This window comes from Streptomyces sp. NPDC027672, from assembly GCF_055566335.1.
In genome coordinates this window covers 120,864-132,780 of the sequence record NZ_JBVHSO010000016.1, presented here as the reverse complement: position 1 = coordinate 132,780, position 11,917 = coordinate 120,864, and the positions used below count along the sequence as shown (strand labels likewise).

Here is an 11,917-nt window from a genome sequence, read left to right as displayed (position 1 = left end):
CGTATGTTCGAGAAAGGGAAGGGTGAAGGGTGAGGGTGCAGGTCCGTAGGCCGTAGGTCGTAGGCCGCCCCGAGCCCGGTGGGCGGCGGAGCCTCAGGGTCGTACCCGGAGCCGGACGCAGGCGCACTCCACCTTCAGGAGGTGGGGCAGGCCCCACCCCTACAACCTGAGGGGGACTCCGCTTCGGGACCTGCGGCCGATCCCCGCCGCACGGGCCGCTCCTAGCGTGGACGGCATGACCACACCCGTCTGCACCAGCGCCTCGGCCGCCGCCGCACCCGGGCGGCAGACCCCTGCCTACCCGTCCTTCACGTCGTACGTGCGGGCGCGCCAGCCGGTCCTGCTGCGCACCGCGCGCTCGCTGACCGCGAACCCGAGCGACGCCGAGGACCTGCTGCAGACCGCCCTCGCCAAGACCTACGCCGCCTGGGAGGGGATCGAGGACAAGCGGGCGCTGGACGGCTATGTGCGCCGGGCGCTGGTCAACACCCGGACCTCCCAGTGGCGCAAGCGCAGGGTGGACGAGTTCGCCTGCGACGAGCTGCCCGAACCCGAGCCCGCGACCGGCGGCGACGACCCGGCCGAGCGGCAGGCGCTGCACGACGCCATGTGGCGGGCGGTGCTGCGGCTGCCGGCGCGGCAGCGGGCGATGGTCGTCCTGCGGTACTACGAGGACCTCAGCGAGACGCAGACCGCCGAGGTGCTCGGGGTGTCGGTGGGCACGGTGAAGTCGGCGGTGTCCCGCGCGCTCGGCAAGCTGCGCGAGGACCCCGAGCTGGTGCCGGCCCGCTCTCAGGGACATGTTCGATGACCCGTTCCTAGTGACATACCGCGTGGTATGTGCGCAGAATCAGCGCACCCCCTACTACCGGGTAGGAACGCCACGGGCCATGTCGCCAGGAGGACTCCGTGCTGAGCACCATGCAGGACGTACCGCTGCTGATCTCCAGGATCCTGACCCACGGGTCCACGGTCCACGGATCATCGCTGGTGACCACCTGGACCGGTGAGCCCGAGCCGCGCCGGCGCACGTTCGCCGAGATCGGCACCCGCTCGGCCCGGCTGGCGCACGCCCTGCGGGACGAACTCGGCGTGCGGGACGACGACCGGGTGGCCACGCTCATGTGGAACAACGCCGAGCACGTCGAGGCCTACTTCGCGATCCCCTCCATGGGCGCCGTCCTGCACACGCTGAACCTGCGGCTGCCCGCCGGACAACTGGTGTGGATCGTCAACCACGCGGCCGACAAGGTCCTCCTCGTCGACGGCTCGCTGATCCCGCTGCTCGCGCCGCTGCTGCCGAAGCTGCCGGCGGTCGAGCACATCGTCGTCTCCGGTCCCGGCGACCGCACCCCGCTCGCCGGCGCCGGCGCCCGGGTGCACGAGTACGAGGAGCTGATCGCCGGCCGGCCCGGCCACTACGACTGGCCGGAGCTGGACGAACGCCGGGCCGCCGCCATGTGCTACACCTCCGGTACGACCGGTGAGCCCAAGGGCGTGGTCTACAGCCACCGCTCGGTCTACCTGCACTCCATGCAGGTCAACATGACCCAGTCGATGGGCCTGACCGACCAGGACACCGCGCTCGTCGTCGTCCCGCAGTTCCACGTCAACGCCTGGGGCCTGCCGCACGCCACCTTCATGACCGGCGTCAACATGCTGATGCCGGACCGCTTCCTCCAGCCGGCCCCGCTCGCCGAGCTGATCGAGCGGGAACGGCCCAGCTACGCGGCGGCTGTCCCGACCATCTGGCAGGGGCTCCTCGACGAACTCACCGCGCGCCCCCGGGACATCTCCTGCCTCGCCCAGGTCACGATCGGCGGCGCCGCCTGTCCGCCGTCCCTGATGGCGGCCTTCGACGGGCTGGGCGTGCGGGTCCGCCACGCCTGGGGCATGACCGAGACCTCCCCGCTGGGCACGGTGGCCTGCCCGCCGGCCCACGCCCTGGGCACCGACGAGGAGTTCGGCTACCGCGTCACCCAGGGCCGTTTCCCGGCCGGCGTCGAGGCCCGGCTCACCGGCCCCGCCGGCCAGCGCCTGCCCTGGGACGGCGTGTCGGCCGGCGAGCTGGAGGTGCGCGGCCCCTGGATCGCGGGCGGCTACTACAACGGCCCCGGCGCCGAACCCCTGCGTCCCGACGACAAGTTCACCGCGGACGGCTGGCTGAGGACGGGTGACGTCGGCATCATCTTGCCGGACGGCTTCCTCACCCTCACCGACCGCGCCAAGGACGTCATCAAGTCCGGCGGCGAGTGGATCTCCTCGGTCGAGCTGGAGAACGCGCTGATGTCCCACCCGGACGTCGCCGAGGCCGCCGTGGTCGCCGTACCGGACGAGAAGTGGGGCGAGCGCCCGCTGGCCGTGGTCGTCCGCCGGCCGGGCGCCGCCGCGGACTTCACGGCCCTGCACGCGTTCCTCGCGGCGGAGGGCGGGATCGCCCGCTGGCAGCTGCCCGAGCGCTGGACGGCCGTGGAGTCGGTGCCGAAGACGAGCGTGGGCAAGTTCGACAAGAAGCTGCTGCGCCGGCAGTACGCGGACGGCCACCTGGACGTCACCCGGCTGTAGCGCCGGGCGGGGCCGTCGAGCGGGTCCAGTGGGCCGCTGGGCGAGGGCCGCCGAGCGAGTCCAGTGGGCCGCTGACCCGGGCAGGTCACGCCGTACCGCTGGCCCGCTCACCGCCGTAAGGCCCCCGGGCCTCACCGCCGTAAGGCCCCCGGGCATCACCGCCGCAGGCCCGGCCTCACCGCCGTAAGACCCCCGCCGTCACCGTCCTACGGCCTCCGCCCGGCCCGTCTGCGTGGGCAGTGCCGTCGTGGCCCAGCCCAGGATCAGCCACACGCCCGCCACCGTGCACACCCCGGCCCAGCCCCAGTGCCCGAAGGCGGGGCCGGCGGCGGCCGAGGCGAGGGCGCCGCCGGCGAAACCGGAGACGACGTAGGCCGTGTTCGCGGTGGCCGGGGTGGCGGTCGTGGTCAGGGCCAGGGTCTGGTTGGCCACATGGGAGGCGACCAGGGCCGCGTGGATCGCGATCGCGGCGGCGAACAGCGCCGGCAGCACCTGCCCGCCGAGCCAGAACAGCGGTACGGCGACGGCGGCCAGCGCATACGCGGTGCCGACGACCCGCCCCGCGCCGAACCGGTCCACCAGGCCGCCGGCCAGCGGCGCCACCACGGTGGCGGTCAGCCCGAAGAGGCCGAAGAGTCCCGCGGTCGCGGTGGACAGGCCGTACGCCGGGCCGGTCAACAGCAGGGCCAGCGAGGTCCACAGGGCGCTCCAGGCGCCGAACATGCCCGCCTGCCGGACGCACGCCCGCCACAGCTCGGGCGAGCCGCGCAGCAGTCCCGGCAGCTCGGCGATGCCGGAGAACAGCCCGCCGCGCCGTACCCGCGGCTCGGCCGGCAGGGCCAGCGCGGTGGCCAGTCCGAGGGCCAGGGTGAGGACGGCGGAGCCGCCGAACACCCAGCGCCAGCCGAAGCCCTGCCCGGCCAGACCGCCGAGCACGCGGGCCGCGACGATGCCGGTGAACAGCCCGGCGATGACGGCCGCGACATGCCGGGCGCGCCGGTCGGCCGGGGCGCGCGCGGCGACCAGCGGGACGAGCAGCTGGGGTATGACGGTCGCCGCGGCGGCGACGAACACGGCGGCGGCGAGCGCCGCGGTGCCCGGTGCCACGGCCGCCGCGAGCAGGGCCGCCGTGGTGACGACGGACAGCCCGCCGACGAGCCGCCGGCGGTCGACGCGGTCGCCGAGCGGCGCGAAGAAGAGCAGGCCCGCCGCGTAGCCGAGCTGCGCGACCGAGGCGATCCAGGCGACGGCCGGCGCGGTGGTGCCGAAGTCGCGCGCGATCAGCGGGAGCAGCGGGGCCGCGAGGTAGATGTTGGCGGCCGTGACGGCGGTGCAGACGGCGATGAGCAGCAGGAAGAGGGTGCCGGAGGCCGGCCGCACGCGGGCGGGGGCCTGGTCGTGCGAGGTGCGGCGGGTGGTGGTGGCTGACGGCATGAGCGGAAGTACTCCTTAGAGCCGACTCACACAACTAACTGGTTGGTTGCAATGCTCCAACAGCGTGCACCGGCTGGCGCATTCCCGTCAACCAAATAGTTGGTTACCGCCCTGTGGGCCCCTACCCTGGTGCTCATGGCAACAGTGAGGGATCCCGAGGCCACCAAGGCCCGCATCTTCGAGGCGGCGGTCGCCGAGTTCTCCCGGCACGGCATCGCGGGCGCCCGCATCGACCGCATCGCCGCCGCCGCCAAGGCCAACAAGCAGCTCATCTACGCCTACTTCGGCAACAAGGCGGACCTGTTCGGCCAGGTCCTCGGCCGGTGCATGGTCGACCTGGCCTCGGCCGTCCCCGTCGACCCCGACGACATCGACGGCTGGGTGGACCGCCTCCTCGACTACCACTCCGCCCACCCCGAACTGCTGCGCCTGCTCTTCTGGGAGGGCATGGAGTACGGCAGCGCCGAGCTGCCCGACGAGCCGGCCCGCCAGGACCACTACGCCCGCAAGGTCGCCACCCTCCAGGACGGCCAGGCCCGGGGCGTCATCACGGACGCCATCCCGGCCGGCGACCTGCTCATCCTGCTGACCGCGCTGACCAACTGGATGACGGTCGTCCCGCAGATGCGGCGCATCCTGGCCGGCACCCGCGAGACCGACCAGGACCGCCTGCGGGCCTCCGTCAAGGAGGCGGCCCGCAGGCTCGTCGCCCGCTGACACCCGGCCGGACCCGGACGGAGAGGCCCATCCGGACGGGATGGCCCTGATCCGGTCCGGGAGGCCCTGATCCGGACCCGGAGGCCCTGCCTCGGTCCGGGAGGCCCTGATCCGGACCGGGAGACCCCGATCCCGACCCGTGGACCCGGACCCGGCCCCGAATCCCCTAGTTGGTGCCGATCCGGGCCAGCAGGTCCACGATCCGGCTCTGCACCTCGGTGCTGGTGGACCGCTCGGCGAGGAACAGCACGGTCTCGCCCGAGGCCAGCCGGGGCAGCTCCACCTGATCGACGGCGGCGGTGTAGACGACCAGCGGAGTGCGGTTGAGCTGACCGTTCGCCCGCAGCCAGTCCACGATCCCGGCCCGCCGGCGGTGCACCTGCATCAGGTCCATCACCACCAGGTTCGGCCGGAACTGTCCCGCCAGCGTCACCGCGTCGTTGTCGCTCGCGGCCCGCGCCACCTGCATCCCGCGCCGCTCCAGCGTCGAGGTCAGCGCCAGCGCGATCTCCGCGTGCTCCTCGATGAGCAGCACCCGCGGCGGATGCTGCTCGCTGTCCCGAGGGGCCAGCGCCTTCAGCAGGACGGCGGGATCGGCGCCGTACGCCGCCTCGCGCGACGCCTGGCCGAGCCCGGCCGTCACCAGCACCGGCACCTCGGCGGCCACCGCGGCCTGGCGCAGCGACTGCAGAGCCGTCCGGGTGATGGGCCCGGTCAGCGGGTCCACGAACAGCGCGGCGGGGAAGGCCGCGATCTGCGCGTCGACCTCCTCGCGCGAGTGCACGATGACCGGCCGGTAGCCACGGTCGCTGAGCGCCTGCTGGGTCGTCACGTCCGGCGCGGGCCACACCAGCAGCCGGCGCGGGTTGTCCAGCGGCTCCGGGGGCAGCTCGTCGTCCAGCGGCTGCGGGCGCGGGGTGTCGGCCACCTCCACGGCCCCGCCGGGACCGTCCAGCGGCTCCGGCCCCTCGGCGGCGTCGGGCTCCGGGGCGCCTATGGCGTACGACCGCCCGACCCCCTCGGTGCCCGGCACCGGCCGGGCCGGCCCGCCGAGCGGCGCCTGCGGCCCGGGCGCCTGCCCGGCCGGCGCGGACTGCGGCGGTACGGCGCTCTGCCCGGCGAGCGGGGACTGCGGTACGGCCTGCTGCCCGCCGGGCGCCGGGTGCGCGGGCGCCGGTTCGGACGCCGGGTGCGGCCGGGCCCCCTGGTCCGGGCGGCCGGCCGGGTCGGGCGGCGTGCCCAGCTTGCGCCGGCGGCCGGAACCGCCGGGCGCGTGCGGCGGCGGCGTCGGCTGCTGCACCTGGGCCGCCTGCCGGGCGAACGGCACGCCCTGCCCGAGCGTGCGGACGGAGATCGCCCGTCCCTGGGTGGAGTCCGGATCGACCGGCCCGCCGCCCATGGCCTCGGCGGGCAGGGGCTGCGCGGCGCGCTGCGGCCGGACACCGGGGGTGCCGGCGGGCGGGGTGGGTGCGGCGGGTGCGGCCGGGGTGCCGGGCGCGGCGGGCGCCGGGGGTACGGCGGCTCCCGGGGGGAGCGGGGCGCCTGGTGCCGGGGCGGCGGGCGCCGCGGTGCCGTGCGCGGGGGTGTGCGGCGCCGTCGTAACAGGAGCCGCGCCCGGAGCGGGCGTGCCGTGCGCCGGCGTGCCGGGGGCTGCCGTCGCGGGGGCGGCCGGGATGCCCGCGCCGCCGGTGTCGCCGGTACCCGGCCACTGGTGCGGGACACCGGCCGTGGGACCGCCGGCGGGCGGCACCGGAACCGGCCGGCCCGCTGCCGGCACCTGGCCGGTCGCCCCGCTACCGGGTGCCGTCTCGGCGGGAAGCGGGAGCGGGCCGGGTGCCGCCACCGGGGTGCCGGCGGGCGGAACACCCGGTCGCGCGGCGGGCGTGGGCTGCGGTGCCTGCCCGGGGGCGGGCTGCGCGGCGGTGCCCTGGACGGGCGTGCCCGGGGCCGGGGCGGGCGGTGCCGCCGGGGTGGGCGACTGTCCGCCGGGTGCCACGGGGCCGGCCTGGGCCGGAACGCCCTGACCGGGAGCGGGCGGTACGGCCGTCCCCTGCGGGGCCTGGCCGGGCACGGTGCCCGGCGCCGTCGCCTGGGATGCCTCGGGCGGCTGGGCCACGGCCCGGCGCCGGCGGCCGGTCGGCGCACTGGTGGGATGCGGCTGCGGCGGGGTGTGGTCCTCGCCCTGGTCGAGCGGTACGGCGTCGTGCCGGCCCTCGACGGACACCGGCATCCGCGCGGGCATCCGCACCTGACCGGGCAGCGGCCCGGCACCCGGCGCCACCGGCCCGGCCGTACCGGCACCCGGAGCCACCGCGTCCGTACCAGCGTCGGCACCGGCACCGGAAGGAGCCGGTACGCCCGTGCCCGGAGCCGTGCTCGTGCCCGGAACCGTGCCCGTCGTCGGGACCGTGCTCGTCGCCGGGGTCTCGCCGCCGGGGGTACGGTCGGCCTCGGCCGGGGGCAGGGCGAACACCGTACGCGGGCCGCTCGCCTCCTGCGCCGCGGCTCGCTCCGCGGCGGCGGCCAGCGCACGCCGGCGCCGTCCGGTCGGTTGCGCGTCCTCGGCGGCCACCGCCTCACCGCCCTGCGCCGGGACCGTTTGGCCCTCCTGCGCGGGAACGGCCCGCGCGCTCCTGAGCGCCTGCGCACCCGGAAGCGCCTGTGCGCCCGGAAGTCCCTGTGCGCCCGGAAGTCCCTGCGTACCCTGCGCGCCCGGGAGGCCCTGGCCGCCCGGTGCCGGTGCGCCGCCTGCCGCGGGCAGGGCCGGCGGCAGGGCGGCCTGCGGGGCGTCGGTGTCCCGGCGGGCGCGCCGGCCCGTGGGCGCGGGCATGCCCTGCGGGGGCACGGTGCCGCCGAGCCCCGTGTTCGAGGCGGCGGCCCCCGCGCCCTGTTCGGCCGCGGTCACCACGGCGCCCTCGGCCACACCCGCACCGGAACCCGCGGGATCACCGTCGGCGGGCCGGGCACGGCGCCGTCCGGTCCCGCCGGACGCGTCCTCCGGGCCCTCGGCCGGGACCGCGTCGTTCCCCTCGACGGGCGCGGCGGCCCGCCGCCTGCGCCGCCCGGTGGGCGTGGGCGCCTCGAATTCGCCGGTGTCGCCCGCGTCCGTCTCCAGGAAGGCGTCCGTGGAGCCCCGCCGGGCCCGCCGCCGGCCGCCCCCGATGCCCTGTCCGTCCGTGCCGGCGTCCTCCGCGCCGGCCTCGCCGCCGTCCGGCCGCGCGCCGGCCGCGGCGGCCGGGGGCAGTGCGCCGGCCGTCGTGTCCGGGAGCTGTGCGGTGCCCGCGGCAGCCCCGCTCCGGGGCGCCGCCACGTCCTGCGGGGCCCGCGCGGCGACCGCGCCCGCCCCGCCGCCGAGCGGCACTTCGAGGACGTACGCGCTGCCGCTCATGCCCGGCACCTCGTGCGTCTGGAGCACCCCGCCGTGGGCGCGCACGATCCCGCGCACGATCGGCTCGTGCACCGGGTCTCCGCCGGCGTACGGCCCGCGCACCTCGATCCGGGTCACCTCACCGCGCTGGGCGGCGGCGATCACGACGGTGTTGTCCAGGTAACCGCCCGCCGACACGGGCGTGTTGCCGGTGGCGTCGACGCCGGCCACGTCCGCCACCAGGTGCGCGAGCGCGACGGCGAGCCGTCGCGGGTCGACCTCGGCCTCGATGGGCGGCGCGTGCACGGCGAACTGCACCCGGCCCGGGCCGATCAGCTCCACGGCCCCGTCCACACCGGCGGCGACGACGGCGTCCAGCATCACCTTCGTACGGGTGATGTCCTCGCTGCCCGCGTCCAGCCGCTGGTAGCCGAGGACGTTGTCGATAAGGGTGGTGATCCGCGAGTACCCGGCGGACAGGTGGTGCAGGACCTGGTTCGCCTCGGGCCACAACTGCCCGGCGTCGTCCGCCGCCAGCGCGGACAGCTCGTGCCGCAGCTCGTCCAGCGGCCCGCGCAGCGACTGCCCGAGCAGGGTCAGCAACTGCTCGTGCCGCCCGGCGAGGGCCTCGTAACGGTCCTTCTCCCGCTCGGCGAGCGCGGCGTAGCGCTCCTCGCCGGCCGCCAGCTCCTCCGCGTGCTCCTCGCGCAGTTCCTCGATCTCGGCGACATGCCGCTGGCGCAGGGCGGTCAGGTCGGAGGCGTGCTCTTCGGCGAGCCGCTCCAGCTCCTCGGCGTGCGCCTGCTCCAGCGCGGCCTTCTCCTCCGCCAGGGCGTCGTACGGCCGCCGGTCGGTGAAGGTCATCACGGCGCCGACGAGCTGGTCCCCGTCGCGCACCGGCGCGGTGGTCAGATCGACCGGCACCCTGCGGTCGCCCTTGGACCACAGCGTCTGCCCGCGCACCCGGTGCTTGCGCCCGGAGCGCAGGGTGTCGGCGAGCGGTGACTCCTCGTACGGGAAGGGCGTGCCGTCGGCGCGGGAGTGCAGCACCAGGGCGTGCAGCTCCTTGCCGCCCAGCTCGCCGGCCCGGTATCCCAGTATCTGGGCGGCGGCCGGGTTGACGAGCACGATCCGCCCGTCCGTGTCGGTGCCTACGACGCCTTCCGAGGCCGCCCGCAGGATCATCTCGGTCTGCCGCTGCGAGCGGGCCAGCTCCGCCTCGGTGTCGACGGTCCCGGACAGGTCCCGGACCACGATCATCAGCAGCTCGTCGCCGGTGTAGCCGTAGGCGTCGTACGCCTGTTGCCCGTTCTCCAGGTTCGCGCTGGTGACCTCGACCGGGAACTCCGTCCCGTCGGTCCGCCGCGCGACCATCCGGGCCGGCTTGGTGCGGCCGCGGGGGTCCATGTGGTCGGGCCGCCGCATGGAGCCGGGGATCAGCCGGGAGTCGAACTGCGGCAGCAGATCGAGCAGCCCGCGCCCCACGAGAGCCGTGCCGGGCGTCTCGAACGCCTCCAGCGCGATGGTGTTGGCGTTGACGACGGTTCCGTTGGCGTTGACCAGGACCAACGCGTCCGGCAGCGCGTCGAGTATGGCTGCGAGGCGAGCAGCGCCTCGGGATGGCCTGCTGCTCACGAGACGCCTTCCTCCCTGTTACCGCACCTTGCCGACCGCTCGGGCCATCTTGCCAAGGGGCCCGCGACGTGTCACGCGAGGGAGTCTAAGGGCACGGGTCGCCGTAGCGGCGCCGGATGACCGGGAGGTCCCACGGGGAAGTGACGGGGAACGTGTGACCGAGGCCCCGGCTCCGCACCACCTCCCCGGGACCTTTACGGAACCGGTGCGTCCGTCCAGACGCCCAGGTCATCCGCTGTCACCACGGTCAGGCGGAGGCGCCGGGACGGGGCAGCAGGGGCACCATCCGGTCCCAGCGGGCCGTCTGGCAGCCGTCCCTGCGGTCGTACGAAGCGTCAACCGGGCGCCCGGCCCAGGTACCCGTGACACGGGCGGTGGCCGGGCCGCCGTAGAGCAGGGTGCAGGTGGTGCCCTCGGGCACCGGCGCGAAGGGGTCGCGGCCCCAGCGGGTGTTCTCGTCGAGCACCCGGCAGGCCCCGGCGGCGTCCGGGTGCCGGCCGGCGCCGGGGTGGCAGTACACCTCGTACGTCCCGTCCCGTCCCTCCCCGGCGTGCCGGACCACCACGGTGAGGTGATCGCGCTGGTCCTCGGACCGGACGGGCGGCGGCAGGGCGGCGGCACCCGCGACGGCGGGGACGGCGGTGAGCGGGACGAGGGAGGCGGCGGCGGCACAGGCCGCGGCGAGGAGGCGGCGCGCGGGCGCCGGCAGTACGGAGACCATGCGCTGTCCAACGCCGGAGCCGCCGAGACGTTGCGCCGCCCCGCCGGGGAAGCCCTTTGCCCTGCGGCCCGCCTGCCTAGTACCGTAGGGGGCGATTGGTGACAGGGCGCTCGCCTGTGTCATCATCTGCACGCACCGATCGCGCGCTCGCGTGAGCGGTTGTGCTGGAGGCGTCGCCTAGTCCGGTCTATGGCGCCGCACTGCTAATGCGGTTTGGGCCTTAAAGCCCATCGAGGGTTCAAATCCCTCCGCCTCCGCTCCACCGAAGCCCCGGTCCCCAGGACCGGGGCTTCGTCGTTCCCCGCCCACGTGGCTCCGTAGCCCGCTGTCGACGTTTCCGCAGGTCACAAGGGGTGTGCGGAGCGGATTTCACATGACGGCGGCAGTCATGTAATGTTCTTCCTGTCGCCGCGAGCGGGCCGAAAGGGCCGGGAGCGGAGGCAAAACAAAAGAACAAGCACTCGTAGCTTAACGGATAGAGCATCTGACTACGGATCAGAAGGTTGCAGGTTCGAATCCTGCCGAGTGCACACAGACAAGAGGCCCCGGATCACTCCGGGGCCTCTTGCGTTGGTGTCTCACTGAATCTCACGCGTCACCGTCCATGAAATCGGGTTCAGTGCGAGCGCAACGTCCGTCGTACTGCGCTGATGAGGTTCTGAGCGTCAACGCCGTACACGGCGGACTCCCGGAGCGTGTGCCAGACCCGCAGGTAGGTGGCCACGCTCTCGGCGTCGTCCAGCCACAGTTCCGCATGCCAGTCCTCGGCGATCACGAGCCTGTCGTCCAAGATCCAGAAACCGTTGGCTGTCGGGATCTTGAGCGAGGCGCCGAGCGGGATGATCCCCAGCTCCACGGTGTCCATGCCGACGATGCCCGCGAGTCGATCGAGTTGGCCGGCGAGGACAGACGGAGGACAGATCAGGGCGTGGAGGGCCGCCTCCCACACCAGGGCGTGGAACTTCCGGCCTGCCTCGTACAACCACTCCTGGCGCCGCATGCGGGCGCGGACGGCAGCATCTGTGTCGCGGACCGAGCCCTGGAGATCTGCGTACCGCAGGAAGATGTGCCGTGCGTAGTCGGCAGTCTGCAGCATGCCGGGGACGACGGACTCCTCCCAGGCGTGGATGGCTTGGGACCGACCGACCTCAAGGTTCCAACCGTCCTGCACGGGCCGGTGCCCGGCGGCCAGTTGCCGGCGCCAGGAGCGGATGTGGGACTCGAAGCCCTTGAGCCGGGCGTCCAGTTCATCGACGACGTCCGGCCGGCCGACGCCTCCGGCCCAGGCCCGCAGGTCTTCGCTGGTGGCGGTCTGCCGGCCGTTCTCCAGCTTGTAGATCTTCGAGTGTGGCCAGCCGAGTCGCTGTGCCAGTTGCGTGCCGGTGAGCCGTCCTCCCGGGGCCGACAGCCGGAGTTCCCTCAAGCGCAGCCCGAGGGCCTCCCTGGCCTGCTGGAAGTCTGTGCTCACTGGTTCCGCT

The 11,917-nt window shown here is 74.8% G+C and carries 7 protein-coding genes and 2 tRNA genes; 5 read left to right on the top strand and 4 right to left on the bottom strand.

The genetic code is table 11. The features are described from left to right. Window positions 1–235 precede the first annotated feature (235 nt). Window positions 236–811, top strand: a complete 576-nt coding sequence (locus tag ACZ4SV_RS31310; RefSeq protein WP_365873236.1) for a SigE family RNA polymerase sigma factor — start codon at window positions 236–238, stop codon at window positions 809–811. 98 nt (window positions 812–909) lie between these two features. Beyond that, complete coding sequence (locus ACZ4SV_RS31305; protein WP_468008291.1) at window positions 910–2,565, top strand: long-chain fatty acid--CoA ligase; 1,656 nt, start codon at window positions 910–912, stop codon at window positions 2,563–2,565. A gap of 198 nt (window positions 2,566–2,763) precedes the next feature. On the opposite strand, the gene ACZ4SV_RS31300 is transcribed toward ACZ4SV_RS31305, so the two are convergent. Then, window positions 2,764–3,999, bottom strand: a complete 1,236-nt coding sequence (locus ACZ4SV_RS31300; protein WP_468008289.1) for an MFS transporter — start codon at window positions 3,997–3,999, stop codon at window positions 2,764–2,766. A gap of 135 nt (window positions 4,000–4,134) precedes the next feature. On the opposite strand from ACZ4SV_RS31300, the gene ACZ4SV_RS31295 reads away from it, so the two are divergent. Continuing rightward, window positions 4,135–4,716 (top strand): TetR family transcriptional regulator, encoded by a 582-nt coding sequence (locus tag ACZ4SV_RS31295; RefSeq protein ID WP_365873231.1) that lies wholly within the window; start codon window positions 4,135–4,137, stop codon window positions 4,714–4,716. Between the two features lie 166 nt (window positions 4,717–4,882). Here ACZ4SV_RS31295 and ACZ4SV_RS31290 read toward each other — a convergent pair whose 3' ends face one another. Together ACZ4SV_RS31290 and ACZ4SV_RS31285 are read right to left on the bottom strand one after the other, a co-directional pair. Further along, on the bottom strand, window positions 4,883–9,718 hold the full coding sequence (locus ACZ4SV_RS31290) for a PAS domain-containing protein (protein ID WP_468008286.1): 4,836 nt from the start codon (window positions 9,716–9,718) through the stop codon (window positions 4,883–4,885). Between the two features lie 247 nt (window positions 9,719–9,965). Continuing rightward, window positions 9,966–10,439 carry an SSI family serine proteinase inhibitor gene (locus ACZ4SV_RS31285; RefSeq protein ID WP_468008282.1) on the bottom strand — a complete coding sequence of 158 codons (474 nt, stop codon included), beginning with the start codon at window positions 10,437–10,439 and terminating at the stop codon, window positions 9,966–9,968. Between the two features lie 166 nt (window positions 10,440–10,605). On the opposite strand from ACZ4SV_RS31285, the gene ACZ4SV_RS31280 reads away from it, so the two are divergent. Together ACZ4SV_RS31280 and ACZ4SV_RS31275 are read left to right on the top strand one after the other, a co-directional pair. Next, window positions 10,606–10,696 (top strand) — tRNA-Ser (locus ACZ4SV_RS31280). A 200-nt stretch (window positions 10,697–10,896) separates the two neighbouring features. Continuing rightward, window positions 10,897–10,969 (top strand) — tRNA-Arg (locus ACZ4SV_RS31275). A gap of 86 nt (window positions 10,970–11,055) precedes the next feature. Here the strand turns inward: ACZ4SV_RS31275 and ACZ4SV_RS31270 are convergent. Continuing rightward, window positions 11,056–11,907, bottom strand: coding sequence for a helix-turn-helix domain-containing protein (locus ACZ4SV_RS31270; protein ID WP_468008279.1), 852 nt, complete (start codon window positions 11,905–11,907; stop codon window positions 11,056–11,058). Window positions 11,908–11,917: the final 10 nt, after the last annotated feature.